The 18,039-nt window shown below is 36.8% G+C and carries 21 protein-coding genes; 14 read left to right on the top strand and 7 right to left on the bottom strand.

Going from position 1 to position 18,039, the window contains the following annotated elements:
- Positions 1-459 precede the first annotated feature (459 nt).
- Both F6K06_RS19290 and F6K06_RS19285 read left to right on the top strand, forming a co-directional pair.
- The gene (locus F6K06_RS19290; protein WP_287242802.1) at positions 460-1,863 is read left to right on the top strand and encodes a (Fe-S)-binding protein; all 1,404 of its coding nucleotides are present in this window, start codon (positions 460-462) and stop codon (positions 1,861-1,863) included.
- Positions 1,864-2,001: 138 nt separating this feature from the next.
- Entirely contained in the window at positions 2,002-2,133 is a 132-nt protein-coding gene (locus tag F6K06_RS19285) for a hypothetical protein (RefSeq protein ID WP_275670344.1), read from the top strand.
- 272 nt (positions 2,134-2,405) lie between these two features.
- On the opposite strand, the gene F6K06_RS19280 is transcribed toward F6K06_RS19285, so the two are convergent.
- The 5 genes from F6K06_RS19280 to F6K06_RS19260 all read right to left on the bottom strand — a co-directional run bounded on the left by F6K06_RS19280 (position 2,406) and on the right by F6K06_RS19260 (position 7,188).
- The gene (locus tag F6K06_RS19280) at positions 2,406-3,683 is read right to left on the bottom strand and encodes a serine protease (protein WP_287242800.1); all 1,278 of its coding nucleotides are present in this window, start codon (positions 3,681-3,683) and stop codon (positions 2,406-2,408) included.
- 71 nt (positions 3,684-3,754) lie between these two features.
- Positions 3,755-5,224, bottom strand: coding sequence for a serine protease (locus F6K06_RS19275; protein ID WP_124144555.1), 1,470 nt, complete (start codon positions 5,222-5,224; stop codon positions 3,755-3,757).
- 56 nt (positions 5,225-5,280) lie between these two features.
- The gene (locus F6K06_RS19270) at positions 5,281-6,129 is read right to left on the bottom strand and encodes a serine protease (RefSeq protein ID WP_124144554.1); all 849 of its coding nucleotides are present in this window, start codon (positions 6,127-6,129) and stop codon (positions 5,281-5,283) included.
- Positions 6,130-6,190: 61 nt separating this feature from the next.
- Positions 6,191-6,988 (bottom strand): COP23 domain-containing protein, encoded by a 798-nt coding sequence (locus F6K06_RS19265; protein WP_287242797.1) that lies wholly within the window; start codon positions 6,986-6,988, stop codon positions 6,191-6,193.
- 77 nt (positions 6,989-7,065) lie between these two features.
- A complete protein-coding gene (locus F6K06_RS19260) occupies positions 7,066-7,188 on the bottom strand; it encodes a hypothetical protein (protein WP_275670343.1) in 123 nt (40 codons plus the stop codon).
- A 1,495-nt stretch (positions 7,189-8,683) separates the two neighbouring features.
- Here F6K06_RS19260 and F6K06_RS19255 point away from each other — a divergent pair.
- From F6K06_RS19255 to F6K06_RS19230, 6 genes are all read left to right on the top strand, one after another.
- Positions 8,684-8,815 (top strand): zinc ribbon domain-containing protein, encoded by a 132-nt coding sequence (locus F6K06_RS19255; protein ID WP_338043168.1) that lies wholly within the window; start codon positions 8,684-8,686, stop codon positions 8,813-8,815.
- 414 nt (positions 8,816-9,229) lie between these two features.
- Positions 9,230-9,580, top strand: coding sequence for a hypothetical protein (locus F6K06_RS19250; RefSeq protein WP_124144552.1), 351 nt, complete (start codon positions 9,230-9,232; stop codon positions 9,578-9,580).
- Positions 9,581-9,730: 150 nt separating this feature from the next.
- On the top strand, positions 9,731-11,248 hold the full coding sequence (locus F6K06_RS19245; RefSeq protein ID WP_287242795.1) for an AAA family ATPase: 1,518 nt from the start codon (positions 9,731-9,733) through the stop codon (positions 11,246-11,248).
- Between the two features lie 175 nt (positions 11,249-11,423).
- Entirely contained in the window at positions 11,424-11,777 is a 354-nt protein-coding gene (locus F6K06_RS19240) for a DUF1257 domain-containing protein (protein WP_124144550.1), read from the top strand.
- 576 nt (positions 11,778-12,353) lie between these two features.
- Complete coding sequence (locus F6K06_RS19235; RefSeq protein ID WP_124144584.1) at positions 12,354-13,037, top strand: Crp/Fnr family transcriptional regulator; 684 nt, start codon at positions 12,354-12,356, stop codon at positions 13,035-13,037.
- Between the two features lie 146 nt (positions 13,038-13,183).
- Complete coding sequence (locus tag F6K06_RS19230; protein ID WP_124144549.1) at positions 13,184-14,983, top strand: M61 family metallopeptidase; 1,800 nt, start codon at positions 13,184-13,186, stop codon at positions 14,981-14,983.
- A gap of 264 nt (positions 14,984-15,247) precedes the next feature.
- On the opposite strand, the gene F6K06_RS19225 is transcribed toward F6K06_RS19230, so the two are convergent.
- A complete protein-coding gene (locus F6K06_RS19225; RefSeq protein WP_161564467.1) occupies positions 15,248-15,394 on the bottom strand; it encodes a hypothetical protein in 147 nt (48 codons plus the stop codon).
- A 69-nt stretch (positions 15,395-15,463) separates the two neighbouring features.
- Positions 15,464-15,742 (bottom strand): acyl-CoA dehydrogenase family protein, encoded by a 279-nt coding sequence (locus F6K06_RS19220; protein WP_275670346.1) that lies wholly within the window; start codon positions 15,740-15,742, stop codon positions 15,464-15,466.
- 254 nt (positions 15,743-15,996) lie between these two features.
- Here F6K06_RS19220 and F6K06_RS19215 point away from each other — a divergent pair, with 254 nt between their 5' ends.
- From F6K06_RS19215 to F6K06_RS19195, 6 genes are read left to right on the top strand one after another with little or no spacing between them, the layout of a single operon-like run.
- A complete protein-coding gene (locus F6K06_RS19215; RefSeq protein ID WP_192901102.1) occupies positions 15,997-16,326 on the top strand; it encodes a CU044_2847 family protein in 330 nt (109 codons plus the stop codon).
- Positions 16,327-16,339: 13 nt separating this feature from the next.
- The gene (locus tag F6K06_RS19210; RefSeq protein WP_124144548.1) at positions 16,340-16,582 is read left to right on the top strand and encodes a hypothetical protein; all 243 of its coding nucleotides are present in this window, start codon (positions 16,340-16,342) and stop codon (positions 16,580-16,582) included.
- Positions 16,579-16,947: a hypothetical protein gene (locus F6K06_RS19205; RefSeq protein ID WP_287242790.1), complete on the top strand. Its 369-nt coding sequence runs from the start codon at positions 16,579-16,581 to the stop codon at positions 16,945-16,947. Before F6K06_RS19210 ends, F6K06_RS19205 begins: the two co-directional genes overlap by 4 nt.
- Positions 16,948-16,950: 3 nt before the next feature.
- A complete protein-coding gene (locus F6K06_RS34080) occupies positions 16,951-17,259 on the top strand; it encodes a tetratricopeptide repeat protein (RefSeq protein WP_353734842.1) in 309 nt (102 codons plus the stop codon).
- A complete protein-coding gene (locus F6K06_RS19200) occupies positions 17,216-17,614 on the top strand; it encodes a tetratricopeptide repeat-containing protein (protein WP_287308802.1) in 399 nt (132 codons plus the stop codon). Before F6K06_RS34080 ends, F6K06_RS19200 begins: the two co-directional genes overlap by 44 nt.
- Positions 17,574-17,975 (top strand): CHAT domain-containing protein, encoded by a 402-nt coding sequence (locus F6K06_RS19195; protein WP_287242787.1) that lies wholly within the window; start codon positions 17,574-17,576, stop codon positions 17,973-17,975. Before F6K06_RS19200 ends, F6K06_RS19195 begins: the two co-directional genes overlap by 41 nt.
- Positions 17,976-18,039 lie beyond the last annotated feature (64 nt).

Below are 18,039 nucleotides of genomic sequence, written 5' to 3'. Positions count from 1 at the left end.
TATGACAGCTTGTCTTATTTTGATAGTTATACTCATAAATTACATTATTTATAGGTAAATTCTCTACAACAAGTTGGTTTTATTAAATATTATTAAATGCTATAATAAAAATTTACAAGTGAGCTAGTAATTGCTCTCTACTATTGTAAGCATTTCCTGCGGAATGCTGCGCAAACAGCCATTAGCTGTCAGCTTTGGCGGAATTAGTAGTTTGAGGATTTGAGTAATATTGAGTTGTGAGCAAGTAGTTAATTTATTTGGGACTTTTAATTGTGTTAAATCTTTCAACTCTGATTCCTCCTTCAAGGGCAATTAAGTTAATAGCTGATGGCTGAAAGCTGACACCTGTTTCGCAGCATTCCGTAGGAAATGCTTACCTACTATTTATTGATTGACAAAAAGATTGATGTATAGCACGATAATTTAAAGTTAGTATCAACAAATATTTGAATATAAGATATGCAGATAAAAGACATAAACACCGAAAATAATCGAGAAATTCCTGCTAAAGAAAGCAACTTTTTACAGCAAAATCCACATTTAAAATCTTTAACAGATAACCCTAGTTTTGACTCTCAAAAACCACCATCACCTGAATTAATTGATGCTTGCGTTCACTGTGGGTTTTGTTTGTCAACCTGTCCTAGTTATAGGGTAATTGGTAAAGAAATGGATTCTCCCAGGGGCAGAATTTATGCTATGGATGCTATTAACAAAGGAGAAGCACCTCTCAATGAAACTACCTCTGAACATTTTGATACTTGTTTAGGTTGTCTTGCCTGTGTAACTACTTGCCCATCTAATGTTAAATATGACAAATTAATTGCTGCAACTCGTCCGCAAGTAGAACGAAATATTAAACGTTCATTACCTGACAAATTTATTCGCAATCTCATCTTTAATATTTTCCCATATCCTCAGAGATTACGACCATTACTCATCCCTCTATTAGCGTATCAAAAATTAGGATTCCAGAAATTTTTTCGTGCCACTGAACTGCTGAAAAAAATATCCCCCAGATTAGCAGCAATGGAATCTATTTTACCAGAAATTACTGCTGATTCTTTCCAGGATAATTATCCTACTGTTATTCCTGCTCAAGGAGAAAAACGTTATCGAGTCGGTTTGATTTTAGGTTGTGTACAAAGAATATTTTTCTCACCAGTTAATGAGGCAACAATTAGAGTTTTAACTGCTAATGGTTGCGAAGTTTTGATTCCTAAAAGTCAAGGTTGTTGTGCTGCTTTGCCAGAACATCAAGGGCAAACAAAACAAGCTCATACTTTGGCAAAACAAATGATAGATAGTTTTGCTAATACTGGCGTTGATGCCATTATTATTAATGCTGCGGGTTGCGGTCATACTCTGAAAGAATACGGCAATATTCTCCAAGATGATTCAGAATATTCTGACAAAGCAAAAGAGTTTTCTAGTAATGTTAAAGACGTGCAAGAATTTTTAGCAAATGTAGAATTAACAGCTAAACTTTCTCCTTTAACTGAAGAGGAAGAATTGACTATAGTTTATCAAGATGCTTGTCATTTATTACACGGTCAAAAAATTAGTTTGCAACCCAGACAACTATTACAAAAAATTCCCGGAGTGAAGTTGCGCGAACCAATAGATGCTTCTTTGTGTTGTGGTAGTGCTGGAGTTTATAATATGTTGCAACCGGAAATAGCTGATGAGTTGGGGCAACAAAAAGTAGAAAATTTGTTGAATACAGGTGCAGAATTAATTGCTTCTGCTAATCCTGGATGTTCTTTGCAGATTAAAAAGCATTTAGAATTGCAAGGAAAGAAAATGATTTTAATGCATCCAATAGAGTTATTAGATTATTCAATTCGAGGAGTTAAGCTATAAGAAGAAGAAGGAGTCAGGAGACAGGAGACAGGAGACAGTAGACAGAATTTTAGAAGAAAATCATAGCTGCCGTGATTGAGTCATCATATATATCACTCCGAAGCCAGCGTATTTCATATCTCATTGGCGAAAAAGGTCATGCATGATAACTGGATTTGGTATTTAGGGTTTGCTTATGGAAAGTCTTTTGGTAGGAGTCAGGAGACAGGAGAAAAGGGTCGGGAGCGAGGAGGCAGTAGTAAGAATTATCCCTTGATTTTTCTGCCATAGTCAGTCCAAAATCCTAACTTTTTGAGCTGCCTACAACGAAAACCTTATACTTTTTAAAGACCTAAAAAGGCACTTGTCTCTATATGTCAATGCTTTGATATTTAATCAGCAAGCCCTATTTACTACACCAGTACGCGGGCAAGATGTCCGCACTACAAGCACTTTACCATTCATACTTGTACCTCATTAACCTGAAATATGCTGTAAAACTCAGACAACGTAATATTTCCCTTCTTCCTTCTTCTTTCTTCCTTCTTCCTTCTGATTCCTTCTCAATCTAACAATATACTCTCAGGACCACCAGAAGGTTCATCCCTAATCATGTTCTCTAACTCAAACGTATACAGTTTATAAATATCATCAACAACATCATTAGGGTCATCAAATACATCCTCACTTGCGTCAAATTCTACTTGACCACTACTACTAGCAACTTCTAAATTTTTAATGTATGTAATACCAGCTTTTATAACTTCAGGTCTAGGTAACTCTCGTCTGAAAGTCAAATCAAAATCAAACTCTTTGAGCAAACTCTCAAAATAATTAACATTTTGCCCACTGCTATAACGCTTTTGCAACTTATTAAAATCAAGACTATCACCACTCGAAACATTATCAGAATCAGAACTAGAATCAGATTCACCTCCTGCCTCAAGACTCCCGCCACATAAAGGTTTACTCTGACTACCTAACCCATGACTGCCAACTACACGACCATTACTATCAAACACAGGTCCCCCACTCATACCAGCAGCAGTTTCATCAGTATAAAAAATACTATAACCCAGATGCTCAGGAGCAGGGTTAATCTTTCCCCTAACTAAACCCCAAGCTAAACGGCGTTGTCTGCGAGCTACTCTGTTACGACATCTACCTGTCTGCGGGTCTTGCTCTCTTTCTGGGTCAGGCCAACCGGAAATATATACTCTATCGTTGATATTGACACTATCTGGATCTCCTAAAGGAGCAACTGTATAATTGTTTGTGCTTTTAAAGGTGACGATCGCTAAATCTACACCTCTTATTTGATCTGTACCAATGCTGCGTTCAACTATATCTGTACCTGCAATAAAGCGATCGCGACAGCCAAATCTCACCAATACTGTTAATTTCGGATTGCCTTTTAGAGGACACCCTCGGTAGTCATTAACATCTTTAACAATATGAACTTTCCCATCATAAGTTCTAATTCCATAATAAGGAATACCTCCCAACTGCTGCCAATACTGTTTACTATCAAGGTGTCTTTGTATAAAATTATGAGCTACAGTTAAGACATAATATTTATTTCCTGTTTTAGCAATAATTACCCCTGAACCTGGATTCCAAATCCCTGATTTTTGTAATGGGTTATTACGATTTTCTTCTAAATCTTGTCGTAATTCAGGGGTTAGTGCAGGAGCAATTAATACAGTTGTTTGTCTAGCTATAGAATTAATTTCCTCTATTGAAAGTTCTGCCACAGCAGGAGTTGATGCTAGACAACTAAGGAAGATTCCACCGATAAAGATAGATAATTTTTGAGTTTTTTTTATGAAAAAATATAGCATTTGCCCTGCCTGCATCTATTACATAATTTTTTTCATTAAACCTACTTTATATTTTATGATGTTTCAATTACCTATAATAGATCTGGTTTTTTATCCCGAATACGAGTTTCTAGATCAAAATTAAAAATTTCATATATATTGTCTATCTTATCATTAGGGTCTTCAAACCACCCCTCTTTTGTTTGATTTGGATCGATCAATTCAGGTGTTTGGTTTGGAGTTATCAATTCAGGATTTTCTAGTCTTGTTATATCTGAATTTCTCGACATAGAATTTTCGATTTGGCTACTTACACCAGGAATCTTAATTTGAGGAATTTTTGTTATTTCTGATTGAATTATCCTTTGTGAAGGAGCCTCTAATTTAAAAGATAAATTCATTTCTATCTCCTGAATCAACTTTCGAGAATAATTAACATTTTGGGCACTACTATACATTTTCTGTAAATCATAAATTGATTTTGAAGTATCATCCAAGTCTAATGTAGAATTATTTTGATTTTTATTTGAGCCATTCTCTAAGTTCTTTTGAGATTCAAATTCTGGATATCCTGGGAAATCACCTTGCCTCTTCTGCTCTTCATTTTTCAACCTAGTATTTTCAGACTCAAACACGTTAAAAGGGTCTGAATTATTTTCTGCCTCAAATTTATTTTTTGAAGTAGAATTATTATTAGATATTGGTTCATATATTTGTCCGCAAATAGGTTTATTTGTCGAGCCTCGTCCGTGAATTCCAACTAGCTCTCCGCCACTATTAAACACAGGACCACCACTCATTCCTGGACGAGTATAATCTGTATAATATAAGCTATAACCATTATCCTTTTCAGTAACAGGAATAGAAGCTTTTAATGGTCCCCATGCTAGGTGTCTTTGCCTTTCAGGTGCAGGATCTTTACAAATTATTTTTCCTTCGGAATCTAATTGCATAGTTCCATCAAGTTTTAGCTTCGGTTCCGCTTCAATTTTCGGCCAACCAGAAATATAAACAATATCTTCTTCTTGTAATTTACTAGCATCTCCTAAGGTCGCAACAGGATAGTTTTTTTTACTTTCAAAACTAACTATTGCTAAATCATAACCATTTATTTCTTGATTGTTAAAACAACCAAATCTTACTAAAGCGGTTTCTACTTTTTTATTTTTTATTGCTTCTAAGAATCTATTAGTACATTCTCTACCATCGTTGATTTTTGTAACTTGATGAACTTTTTTGTCACTTGTTAGTATGCCATAATGTGCATCTTGACTTACTTGTTCCTGACTAAAGTTATGAGTTACTGTCAAAATATAGTATGTTTTATCTTGTTTAGCAATAATTACTCCTGAACCTACTGTCCATCTAGCTACAGGTTTTCTTTTTAATAAATCATCTTTTTCACGTTCACTTAACCTGGGGGCAATTAGAACAGTAGTTTGTTTAGATATGGAGTTAATTTCTTCTACTGTTAATTTTCTAGGAACTGCATCTACTCCCTTACCAATACTGAGAATAATTCCAGTCAGATAGGCAGTAAATATATGTCTTTTTTTTATCATATTTTTTCACACCTATTCCAAATTTTTGTGTCAAAAAAAATCTCAAATAACTAATTTTAATCACCCGATAAATCACTAATATTTGTCTTTACTATCTCTGCAAAATCATCCCGTTGATTCAACTTAGCAATAGGAATTGCCCAGCTAGCACTCAGGAATTCATCCAGTAGCTCTTCTGATGGTTGACTACCATCAGAAAATCGATAAGCATCAAAGCCACCAAAAGCATATTTTGCCCGACCAATAATCCCAACTAACTCACCATTTTGATTCAAAACTGGTCCCCCACTCATCCCAATTTCAATCTCATTACTCATGCCAATTTTATAACCTCTCTCCAAGGATAAATTAAGTAGATGAATAACCTTACCCTTAGTCAAATTATATGGTTTAATTCCTAAATCTACAGTAGTAACTAAATTTACTGCCTTCCTTTCATAGTTAGGAAATCCAGCCACATAAACTTGTTCTCCTAAACTTAAGTTAAAATTAGCATTGACAACAGCAACTTTATACTCATTATTTGTGGAAAATTTAACTATTGCCAAATCCAGTTCTCTAAAATTAAATCTAGTATCTTTATGAGCAGTATATTCTTTTCCATCTACAGTTAAAACTGCGAATTTATTTTCTTGATTTGAATCAAGTACATGAGCGCAAGTTAGAACAAAATATTCGCTACCTTTCCGAGAAATAATCACTCCTGAGCCAGCAATATTTTTCCCGATCAATCTAACAGTCAGAGGTCTAGCGATCGCTTCCACAGTTGGATTATACTTAATAGTAGAAACAGAAACTGCCTGAATTTGCGGGAGATTAACTCTGAAGGAGTTTGATGCTACCTGAGAAAGGCAAAGTTCCCAAAAAGTAGGAATTATTGCCATTAAACTTATCAATTGTTTCATTTGAGTTAGTAGGAGTTTCTTTGTCCCTAAAATTTTTGTTTAACAATTCTCATTTCCAGCCTTAAAACTCCTGATTTTCCATTTTTTTTTGTTCTTCTATAACTTGATAAATCAAATTTTCCATATCCACCTCCAGCATTTTTTCCTGATTCACTGATGATGCTTTCAACCCATCAATAACTGCTAATTTTTCTACCCATTCAAGGCCTTGATTTTCCACAACATCGCTACTTTCAATTATTAACGAAGCACTAGCATTACCTCTGAGAGAACTTACTAAATTCATCAGAATTTTACCGTTAGTAGCTCTATTATTATTTCTGAGAGTCCACAACAAATTACTAGAGTTACAACCTCCTGCTTTAGCAGCACAAACTACAGCCATACCATTAACAACTCCTTCACTTAAAGGAGGCATCTTTGGTTTCTCTCCCTGTATAAAATGCTGATTAAATCTATCTGTAACTGCCTGACAACGAACTTCCGGAGTATACTTGTCACCAAATTCTACGGAACCTCCCTTTGTCCATTGAATTAGAGGTCTTTTAGTCGCTTCCTTCCAGGATGTAACTATTTCACCCTGACGACTACGACGTGCTTGATATATGACTAGCGCAGTTTGATTTTCTGGTGTACAATCAAACTTATATTTGTATGCGTAACGGCGACTGTAACGTATCTTTTTAGGGTTGACTGAAGGAGTGGGATTATTATCTGGTTCGTCATCAGATGTACTAAGTTGAGTAACTGTAGTATTTGAGTTTGTGAGTTGGGCAAAACTGGACTGTACTTTGATAACTAAGAGTTGAGCAGCGATCGCTACTGCACAGACCATAGGTAATATTTTTCGGTGTTCCATAATTAATATTTCCTAGCTTATGGTTCAGCAAAAACTTTAAGTTTGCTGTTTGTTTCATCCTTCCTTTCTCTGTTCTATTATTCAGGAAATTCGTATTCCTCATCAAATTTTTCGCTTTGTTCTTCAATAATGGCATCAATTATATTTTCCATGTTAACTTCTGAAGATGCTTCTATTTCTTCATCATTTTGACTTTCCATAATTATGCTACTGCTCGCTTTACCTCGAAGTGTGCTCAGTAATTGTCGAATGTCGAATAATTTGAACCATTGGAATTTTGATTGTCATGTCTCAGAGTCCACAGAACATTATTTTGATTACAACCTCCCTCTGGTTCGGTAAATTTTTTCCACAAAGATAATATATTCCCTCTACGGTCTCGTCGTGCTTGATAAATAGCTAAAACTGTTTGATTATTTGAGTTACATTCAAATCGGTATCTAATAGCACGACGACTATAACCTGTAGTTTGACTATTAGGAGAGTGAGTAGAAATACTCGTTTGAGCCTTTTTAGGTTTATTTTCTTGAACTACTATGATATTAGGCTTAGATATATATAGTTAGTGCCTATTTGAGCTTGTGCTGTTAATATTATTGCTAGTAATTGATAGGTTACTAACCTGCACAAGCTAGAGATAACAGGTATTGATTCATCAAAAAAAAACTCAAATATACCCCATTTGCCTAAGCGCTAGGCAGGAATAGGAGTAAGGATTTAGGGATTAACTAAGGATATTGTTTGCAGCAATACCCCATAAACTAAATATAGCAAATAGCTAACTAAATTCTTCTGATATTAATTTTTGATCGAAAAGCCAGACTTAAAATAGCAAAGATCCACGTCAAAATTAAAGATTCAAGGCTTGACTATACACACAACCTAACATAAGTCGCCAATCCGACGGCTTCCCTACAACTAATCAGAGAAAATCAAACTGTTGTGGTTGAGGATTTAGCAGTAAAGAATATGGTCAAGAATCATAACCAACCCCCATCCCCTCCCGGGAAACAGGGTTAATTTATTGTCACGCTATAGAATAATTGATAGGGAGTGTGGGAAGTGTGGGGAGATGGGGAGATTCTTATATTTGCACAATGAAACCTACATTTATACTACTTTTGTAGTATAAAGATAGGAGATAGGAGACAGGAGACAATTATAGTGGTCAATAGGAGTAAGTAATTGAGTATTTATACTTAATATTTTCCTGAGAATCTGACTGCTGAGAAAGGTCATAATGTAGGAGCTATATAGTATAAATACTTACCAAGTTACGGATTCTTCTACTACTTTTAATGTTACAAATTGAAGTGCGGAATGTGAGTTTTAATTATAGCGCTGCGCGCAGGCAACAGCTCATTTGGGGGAATAAAAAGCTGATAATATAAGACTTTTAGCTATTGGACACCTCCTGCAATTTGTAAATATACCAGCGCACATTGCTATATTTCATATCCATATAAATATTCTCTGACGACAAAGAATTAGCCCTGCTCCCGGTAGGGGAGCAAGAGGGGTGGGAGTGATGCCAACTAGTCCGAGTTAGTTAGACAATTAGAGTATAAGAGCTGATTTATCAAGTGAATATTAAGAGGCTAAATCCCTTGCAATACAAGGGTTTTGGAAGTGATAACCAAACAAAAATAAATCCCTGAGAGTCAGATTACATAAGGGTTTTAGCTAAGTTTACAAATCAGCTCTAAAGCGGAATGGTATGGACGGAAATTAATCAAGATTGATCGATTCTTTTCCAGTTCTAAGCTTTGTTCTGATTGTGGGCACATAGTAGAAAAATTACCTCTGTTTAACATCCAGTCCGCTTAACCATGAAAAATATTAAAAAATATAAATTATTTTTACTGTTTTGCAGAATGTATGTTAGGAATTAATCCAAATTCAGATAGCAAGGAACGAGTTGGTTAGGACACAGACTGATGATGAACCTTAGACAGGGAAGTACTTTTCCCCACTCTTGTCCGTTCCCTGTCCCCTGCTATATGTAATCTAATTTCGATTCTTGTTTAAATTATTTAGTCAAAAAAGCAAAACATTTGATAGCCTATATAAGGCTGTAAGTCTTATGCAAAGTAGAGTCTAGCTTTTTTTATCAGTAAATTACTTTTGATAAAATGTAAATATATGTTACAATATTAGAGTCAAAACGGTTTAACTGCTTGACATTCCCTAGAAGAATAGTTAATGTAATATACATACCCGGGTAAACAAGTTGACTGTCATATGCAAGACAAGCAAAAAGTTACGTTATACATCCAACCAGAACTGCATCGCAAGCTCAAAATCAGAGCAGCAGTTGACTCGGAACCAATGTCATCAATAGCAGAAAGAGCTATCCTTTTCTATCTGGAAAACCCAGAAGTAGTGGATGAACTAAGTTCAATGTATGGACAAACCCACCGGGTATACACTTGTCCAGAGTGTACGAGTTCAGTTGTAATGCGAGAAGGAGAACTGGCATCCCTGAAAAATCAGCCAAGTGTATTGGCAGACCAAAATATTCCAGTACATGAAACCCCGGAAACAGAAAAATCTAAAGCTCAACCGGGAGAGCAAGAGTTAGTTCCCTGCTAATGAATGTAGAAATGACTACATCTGATGACTACAAAGTAGTAGAGATGACAGTTAAACCTCTAAATAATTGCTCATCATACTGCTAAGGGTAGCAAGCATAAACTCAATTAAGCCGTAATCTATTGTACCGTTTCTATTGGATCGAGGACTATGAAAGAAGAAATTAAGATTCTAATCCAAGCTCAATATCCTCTGATCTACCTCGTAACATCCGAGGAAGAGCGGTCAGAGCAGGCAATTGTAGCTATAGCTCAACTGAAGCCCCAGTCTCAGAAAAAAGTATTTGTTTGGACAGTAACTCACGGAATAGTAGAGTATAGTCAAAGCAAAAATACCACTCAGCATAATACAGTCTCACCAGAGGCAGCTATAGAGTGGGTAATCAGACAGCGAGATACTAGCAACAACGCTGGAATATATATATTCAAAGACTTACATCCGTTTATTGACTCACCGCCAGTTACTAGGTGGTTAAGAGATGCGATCGCTAGTTTCAAGGGCACAAATAAGACAATTATATTGATGTCCCCAGTGCAGAATGTTCCGATAGAACTAGAAAAGGAGGTAGTTGTACTTGATTTTCCACTACCAGATATGAAGGAGTTGAATCAAGTCCTCTCACAATATCTAGGGAAGCGTAACATTTCCACAGAGACAAGGGAAAAGCTCCTCAAAGCAGCTTTAGGTCTTACAAAAGATGAGGCTGAAAAGGTATATCGCAAAGCTCAAGTAACAGCAGGACGTCTAACTGAACAAGAGGTTGAGATTGTACTGTCTGAGAAAAAGCAGCTAATCAAGCGTAACGGCATATTAGAGTACATCGAAGAGGATGAAACTATTAATGCTGTAGGTGGGCTAGAGGAACTTAAACACTGGTTAAGACAACGTTCTGATGCTTTCACAGAGAGAGCTAGAGAATATGGCCTACCTCAGCCAAAAGGTATGTTAATCTTGGGAATACCTGGATGTGGAAAATCTTTAATAGCAAAGACTACATCTCGCCTGTGGGGTTTACCATTATTGCGCTTGGATATGGGACGAGTCTACGATGGTTCAATGGTAGGACGTTCTGAAGCTAATTTACGAAATGCTCTTAAAACAGCCGAGTCAATATCACCAGCTATACTATTTATAGATGAGTTAGATAAAGCTTTTGCTGGTAGTACTGGTTCAGCTGACTCTGATGGAGGTACTTCAAGTAGAATATTCGGTTCATTCCTGACTTGGATGCAAGAAAAAACTTCCCCAGTATTTGTGATGGCAACTGCCAACCGAGTAGAACGTTTACCGGGAGAGTTTTTGCGTAAAGGTAGATTTGATGAAATTTTCTTTGTAGATTTACCAAACAAACAGGAACGTCAAGATATCTTCAAGATTCACCTAGCAAAAAGACGTCGAGAAATTGAACGCTTCGATCTCGATCAATTATCTAATGTTTCCGAAGGCTTTTCAGGTGCAGAAATAGAGCAAGCCATAATCGCTGCTATGTATGAGGCATTTGCTCAAGATAGAGAATTTACACAGCTAGATATTATTGCCGCGATTAAAGCTACACTACCGTTGTCGAAAACCATGACAGAGCAGGTGACTGCACTACGAGATTGGGCAAGACAACGTGCGCGGCCTGCTGCAGCTTCAGTCGCCGAGTATCAAAGACTGGAGTTCTAAAAGCTTTCTCCTGGTCCAAACAGGAGTAAAGGCTAGTAATCTGTATAGAGTTACTAGCAGTGCCTAAAAAAACCACTTTGACTCGATATCAACTTAACGATGATGAGCAGTGGTAATTTTTCATAAAAACCGTTGTTGTTTCTGTTTTCAGTTAAAATTTTAGGAGGAAACTCGAATGTCTCACTTCAGCACACTGCGTACCAAGATCTCTGACTCTGAAATCTTAAAAGCTTCTCTGCGTGACTTGGGTATCACAGTTAAAACTAACGCTGATGTTCGTGGCTACAATGGCCAACGTGTACGTTCAGATATCGTTGCTGTTCTCGAAGGTGAATATGATTTAGGTTGGTCTTCCAATAGTGATGGTTCTTTTGACCTAATCGCTGACTTGTGGGGTGTTGCTAAAAAGCACAATCAAACTGAGTTGATCAACTCCATCAATCAGAAATATGCCGTTAACAAGACTTTAGCTGCTGTTAAGCAACGCGGTCTGCAAAACGCTAATGTCAAGTTGGTTGTGCAGAAGTAATCTATTTGCGCGTTCCCAAGTTTGCGGGTTAACCAAGATCGGGTTAGCCCGTTTTTTTAGTTATTTTGGCAGAATGAAGAAGGAAAAAGGAAGAGGGAAGAAGGAAAAATATTGCTTTGTCTGAATTTTAAGCTTTTGACCTATCCTAATACCAATTACTATGCATTAATGCTTAACTTAGGTAGCACTTCAATTATTCAGTAATTAACACAAATATAATCACCTTTTTGATCATTAGCACCCTAGGAGTGCATTAATTATTATTATATTTACTTGTCCCCCTATTCCCCTCCTGGGAGTGGTTAAGGGTGGGTCCCCCACTCCCCTGCTCAAGATACGGGTTGAAAAGTTTTTGAGAAATGGTATAACCTTTCCTTCAATGGCTATATTAAATATTCAATTTAAATTAAGTTTGCAATAAGCAAAGAATAATGATAAGATAGTACTATTTTAATTTAATCAAACTTAGTTGAGATAATTAAGAATAAAAACATAATTTGGCTTAACTAAAAAACTCCAGTTATGATAGCTGTAGAGTTGAACAATATCAAGATACGACAAAGAGCAGTAATTTTCATGCAGACAGAAGCTTTCAGCGAGGTTTTTCCTCTGTTTAAGGGAGCAAACCCAGAAACCTTGGAATGGCTACTTTCAGTTGCAGTCAAACACGAATATCCCTCAAATAGAGTCGTCCTTATGGAGGATGCTTGGGGTAATGCAGTTTACTTCGTGGTATCCGGTTGGGTCAAAGTTAGACGCAGATTGTCCCCTGACAACTCAGTTGCACTTGCTATTCTAGGGAGAGGAGATTTTTTTGGAGAAATGGCTATTCTAGATGAGTCACCACGCTCAAATGATGTCGTTGCCTTATCACCAGTACGTTTGATTAGTATTTCAGCTCAAAGATTTATTCAAACTCTCTTCAAAGACCCTCAGTTACATCATCGAATGCTTCAACTTATGGTCAAGCGTCTAAGGCAAACAAATATTCGTGATCAACTGCGTCATAGACCCCCTGCAGTCAAACTGGCTAATACATTAGTTGAATTAGTAGAAAATTACGGTCAGACCACAGACAAAACCTGTGAAATATTTAATATTTCTGACCAAGATTTAGCTGATGTTACAGATATAACAATCGAAGAAACTAGCAAAATCATGGAAAAACTACAGGCTAAGGGGTGGATGAATAGATATACAGAACATCAGGTAATTCACTTACTTAATCTCAAACATTTAATGCATTTAGCAAGTCAATAGACTAGATAAATAATAATGTTTTAAACATTAAAAACTTAATCAAAAGTTTTGTCTAAAAAATAATATTAATTAATATGTGATGAATTAACAGAAAATATATAATACTAAAATCAAATGGAAATAGTTAATATCAAAAATAAATAACCATGACTGAAGCTAGAACAGTATCCCTCAGTCCCACAATTAAAAAACCAGCAATTCAATATCAAGTATTTATGCCTCATCCAGAATCTCATCTGTTTGAGGTTAGTTTGTGTGTCCAACTTGAACAGCTATCTCCTTCATTTCAAAAAGCTGGAAAACTGGATTTAAAGATGCCAGTATGGACACCAGGGTCTTACTTAGTTAGAGAATATGCTAAACATTTACAAGATTTTTGTGCTTATAGTGAAAATGAATCTTCTTTAGATTGGCAAAAGCTCAGTAAAAATCATTGGCAAATAGAAACTTCAGGAACTTCTGAAGTAATAGTACAGTACAGGATATTTGCAAATGAATTAACGGTACGCACTAATCATTTAGACTCTACACATGGTTATTTTAATGGTGCAGCTTTATTTTTTGATATTCCTGGAGCTGAGAAAAATTCCATTTGGATAAAGATTATTCCACCTAAACCTGATTGGAAAGTAGCGACTTCTTTACCAGAAATTCCAGGTTCTGATAATACATTTGAGGCAGTAGATTTTGATACTTTAGTAGATAGTCCTTTTGAAATAGGTACTCATCAATTATATCAATTTGAAGTACAAGGAAAAGCACATCAGTTAGCTATTTGGGGAACAGGTAATGCAGAACCAGAAAAGTTAATTCCAGATATTAAAAAAATTATTGATGTAGAAGCCAAGTTTTTTGGTGGTTTACCTTATGAAAAATATCTATTTTTATTGCATATATCTGGACAGGGGTTTGGTGGTTTAGAGCATAAATTTAGCTGTACTTTAAATTATCCTAGATTCAGTTTTAGGAGTAAGGAAAAACGCGATCGCTTTATGCAATTAGTCGCCCATGAATTTTTTCACTTATGGAATGTTAAGCGTATTCGACCTAAAGCTCTAGAAGTATTTAATTATGAACAGGAAAACTATACTCCTTCTCTATGGTTTTGTGAGGGTACAACTAGCTATTATGACTTATTAATTCCTTTCAGAGCTGGTGTTTATGATGTTCAAACTTTCTTACAAGGATTAGGGAAAGAAATTACACTTTTCCTAACAACAATAGGACGAAAGGTACAACCCCTAAGTGAGTCTAGTTGGGATGCTTGGATTAAACTTTATCGTCGGGATGCTAATAGCAATAATTGCCAGATTTCTTATTATTTAAAAGGAGCGATGGTATCTTTATTGCTCGATTTATTAATTAGGGAAAAACATCAAAATCAATACTCGCTAGATGATGTAATGCGCCGAATGTGGGAGCAGTTTGGTAAACCAGAAATAGGCTTTACTCCCGAACAATTGAAAAGTGTAATTGAAGAAGTAGCAGGAGTAAATTTGGATGATTTCTTTGAGAGGTATATTGATGGTGTAGATGAGTTGCCTTTTGACGAGTATCTCAAGCCTTTTGGATTACAACTTAAGAGAGAAGACAATAAATGGCCTAATTTAGGGATGAATGTTGTCACTAAGAATGGCAAAGAAATAATTAAATTTGTCGAAGCCCAAGGGCCAGCACAGTTAGCGGGATTGGATGCGGGTGATGAGTTATTGGCAATAGATGGTTTTCGGGTAAGTGCTGATAAGTTGAGCGATCGCCTCAAAGATTATCAACCAGGAGATTCAATTGAAGTAACGGTTTTTCATCACGATCAACTTCTGACCCATAAGGTAACTTTAGCAGCTCCTAGTCCTAGTAATTACCAAGTGGTATCATTGAGCAGCACCACACTCAAACAATTAGAAAATTTTGCAGAATGGTTAGGAGTGCCATTGGATTCTATTTAATAGAGCAGGGAACAGGGAACAGGGAATAGGGAACAGGGAACAGGTAGGGACGTTGCATGCAACGTCCCTACAGATTATTATGATTAGGGAAAGAGGCGATCGCCAACCCAAACAATAATTCCCTTGTCTAGACTGACTTTGAAGCATTTTTCCTACCAAAAAATGTCTAAGTAGGGGTTGCTGATTAAATCTAAAAGCATTGACATATAAAGACAAGTGCCTTTTTGGAGTCGAAAAAAGTGCGCCTGTTTCAGTCTAAAATGCTCAAAAAGTTAGTATTTTAGGCGCATAGTTGGGCAGAAAAATCATTCTTACAATTCTTACTTCTACCTCCTCGCTCATTCCCATTTCTCCTGTCTCCTGTCTCCTACCCCTACTAAAAGATTTTTGAGCGCAAACCCTAAGTACCATTAGGACTTGTGCTGATGGTGAACCTCAGACAGGGAAATGTTTTTCCCCCCGTTCCTTGTTCCCTGTTCCCTATTCCCTGCTATAACATTTGAGAGTAGCTTCCATAATATCTGTAGTTTGACCTGAAACTGTGTATACTAAAGCCTCGCGATAAACCCGTTGTGCTCCATGATTTTTGTGATTAGCTGCGCCACTAGAAACAGTAACAGCAGCAGCAGTACAACGTTGGGCTAAATTAATAGCTGTTGCTCTGAGGTGGAGTTTTTCGGCAAAATCAGTATTAGGATTTTTATTGGCTTCTTCTATGGCATTTCGACATTTATCAACCTCAGTTTGTAAGGAATAAATTGCATCTGGGATAAAAGGAAGAAGTTTCGTTTTTGATATTTATTTCATAATATCTATACCTGCTAAAGCACATCCTAAAGCAAAAGCACTAAAGCTATATGATAATTATGTAGCCTATCTTTTGCCTGAAATGGGTATTGCTAAAAATTCTAAATACCAGGAACATATCCGGAATCCAGGGGTGGCTTGTTGTACATAATAGTAATAGTAAAATTTTTTTAATTAGAACTTCAATTTAGAAGCAGAGGTAAACTGTGAAACCCTTAATTAAATTTCCCTTAGATGGTGACAAGTCTATTCTTGTAGAAGTAGAGGAGTTACCAGTTTCCGAGGTAGATGAGGAACTGGTTGCTAACTATCCTGGCCAAAAAGTTGTTGCTCAAGCTCAAACCTCCTTTGCTGAAGCAATGGAGACAATTAAGCCTATTGCTACCAACATTATTGGCAAAGTTCGGGAACTAAAAGACTCCCCTGATGAAGTAGAGGTAAAATTTGGGCTAAAGATGACGGCAGAAATGGGAGCGATTATTGCCTCGACAAATGTGGAAGGCAACTATGAAATTACCTTGAAGTGGAAGAAGTGATTTGTAGTTAACAATGACTTTTCAATGGACATCGGCAATCGTTCGCATTCGTCAACCTAACAAAAACGTTGTTGGCGCAGGTTTTCTAGTGTCTAATCGGCACATTATCACCTGCGCTCATGTGGTTAATGCAGCACTGGGAAAACAACTAAATACTCTAGATCTGCCAGATAGGGCAATTTATCTAGATGTTCCCCTAGTTGCATCGGGAAACATTCTTAAGGCAAGGGTTGTTCGCTGGAAAGCAGTCAAATGAGTTTGACAGAGCGGAATAGAGATAAAGAGGAAAAAAAACGTCAAGAACGAGAAAAGCTAGAAGCTAAAGTAGCTTTTGAGACATCAGAAGACAAGAATCGTATCTTGGCTAAAGCTAATCAGAAAGCTAATCGCATGATTCGTTTTGGTTCTGGTGTTTTGGCTATCTCTTTTATTGGAGCAATAATTGCTGGAGTCATTGCAGGTATAGCTAATCAGCAACTACAAGCACTTAATAGAGTAGAAGCAACTTTTGAAACTATTCTGGGAAGACTAGGTATTCAAAGAAGAGGGATTGCTTACTATACTCTAGGTGATTTCGATCAGGGCATCGGTTATCTCCACGACGATCTTGAATTTTTTTAGCAAATTCAAGATCGTCGTGGAGAGGGATATGTATTAGGAAATCTGGGAATTGTCTATCATGCCCAAGGACAATATAAAAAAGCCATCAATTACCACGAGCAGCATTTAGCGATCACTCAGGAAATTCAATACCGTCGAGGAGAAGGACAGGCTTTTAGTAATCTGGGAATTGTCTATCAAGCTTTGGGGGAGTATAACACAGCTATTGATTATCATCAAAAACATTTAGAGATCGCGCTGAAGATTCAAAATAGAATGGAAGAAGGATATGCGCTTGGAAATCTGGGAATTGCCTATCAAGCTTTTCTATAAAGAGTCCTTAGCTATCTGGAAGGAAAAATTAGGAGATAATCATCCCGATGTGGCAACGAGTCTGAATAGTCTGGCAGGACTTTACAAATCTCAAGGGAGATACACAGAGGGGGAACCTCTCTATAAAGAGTCCTTAGCTATCTGGAAGGAAAAATTAGGAGATAATCATCCCGATGTGGCAACGAGTCTGAATAGTCTGGCAGGACTTTACAAATCTCAAGGGAGATACACAGAGGCGGAACCTCTCTATCTACCTCCGGAACCCCAAAGTTCGTCTCAAACAACTCAAACGCTCTGCAAGAAAACTCGACCAAATGGTAATGCAACCTGTACGGCAATTATTTGGAGATACTAAAACCATTCTCTTATCTCCCGATGCTGCTCTCAACCTAATCCCCTTTGAAGCATTAGTGGATGAAAACAACCAATATTTAGTCGAAAATTATCAAATTACCTATCTCACCTCTGGACGCGACTTGCTCAGACAAAACCCCAAAAATAACAGACAAACTCCCCTAGTCATCGCCAACCTAAAATATCAACAACAGGGAGAAAAAGTCGCCCTTGAAAATTACCGTTCCATAGACTTATCCAATCGCGTATTTCTACCCCTTGGAGGCACACAAGAAGAAGCAGAAACCATCAGTCATATCAAATCCGGTAGCATCGGAGTAATTAAACCTGAATTTTCGGCCACCAATGGTACTGGGTTATAGCCTTGATTGCAAATTGCTGTGTTAAAAGAACTTGACAACGCTCAAACAGAATTTCTTCTAACTC

This window comes from Okeania sp. SIO1H4 (assembly GCF_010672695.1).
Taxonomy (GTDB): Bacteria; Cyanobacteriota; Cyanobacteriia; order Cyanobacteriales; family Microcoleaceae; genus Okeania; species Okeania hirsuta.
Note: the sequence above shows the minus strand (reverse complement) of the source record. Positions and strands in the feature narration are given on the sequence as shown.

Bases quoted from the DNA above. Each gene is read 5' to 3' on its own strand.
- F6K06_RS19270 (WP_124144554.1), bottom strand. From the start codon at position 6,129: ATGAAACAATTGATAAGTTTAATGGCAATAATTCCTACTTTTTGGGAA.
- F6K06_RS19275 (WP_124144555.1), bottom strand. From the start codon at position 5,224: ATGATAAAAAAAAGACATATATTTACTGCCTATCTGACTGGAATTATT.
- F6K06_RS19195 (WP_287242787.1), top strand. From the start codon at position 17,574: ATGGTAATGCAACCTGTACGGCAATTATTTGGAGATACTAAAACCATT.
- F6K06_RS19265 (WP_287242797.1), bottom strand. From the start codon at position 6,988: ATGGAACACCGAAAAATATTACCTATGGTCTGTGCAGTAGCGATCGCT.
- F6K06_RS19240 (WP_124144550.1), top strand. From the start codon at position 11,424: ATGTCTCACTTCAGCACACTGCGTACCAAGATCTCTGACTCTGAAATC.
- F6K06_RS19235 (WP_124144584.1), top strand. From the start codon at position 12,354: ATGCAGACAGAAGCTTTCAGCGAGGTTTTTCCTCTGTTTAAGGGAGCA.
- F6K06_RS19210 (WP_124144548.1), top strand. From the start codon at position 16,340: ATGACTTTTCAATGGACATCGGCAATCGTTCGCATTCGTCAACCTAAC.
- F6K06_RS19205 (WP_287242790.1), top strand. From the start codon at position 16,579: ATGAGTTTGACAGAGCGGAATAGAGATAAAGAGGAAAAAAAACGTCAA.
- F6K06_RS19280 (WP_287242800.1), bottom strand. From the start codon at position 3,683: ATGCTATATTTTTTCATAAAAAAAACTCAAAAATTATCTATCTTTATC.
- F6K06_RS19285 (WP_275670344.1), top strand. From the start codon at position 2,002: ATGCATGATAACTGGATTTGGTATTTAGGGTTTGCTTATGGAAAGTCT.
- F6K06_RS19200 (WP_287308802.1), top strand. From the start codon at position 17,216: ATGCGCTTGGAAATCTGGGAATTGCCTATCAAGCTTTTCTATAAAGAG.
- F6K06_RS19225 (WP_161564467.1), bottom strand. From the start codon at position 15,394: ATGGTACTTAGGGTTTGCGCTCAAAAATCTTTTAGTAGGGGTAGGAGA.
- F6K06_RS19290 (WP_287242802.1), top strand. From the start codon at position 460: ATGCAGATAAAAGACATAAACACCGAAAATAATCGAGAAATTCCTGCT.
- F6K06_RS19230 (WP_124144549.1), top strand. From the start codon at position 13,184: ATGACTGAAGCTAGAACAGTATCCCTCAGTCCCACAATTAAAAAACCA.
- F6K06_RS19250 (WP_124144552.1), top strand. From the start codon at position 9,230: ATGCAAGACAAGCAAAAAGTTACGTTATACATCCAACCAGAACTGCAT.
- F6K06_RS19245 (WP_287242795.1), top strand. From the start codon at position 9,731: ATGAAAGAAGAAATTAAGATTCTAATCCAAGCTCAATATCCTCTGATC.
- F6K06_RS19260 (WP_275670343.1), bottom strand. From the start codon at position 7,188: ATGGAAAGTCAAAATGATGAAGAAATAGAAGCATCTTCAGAAGTTAAC.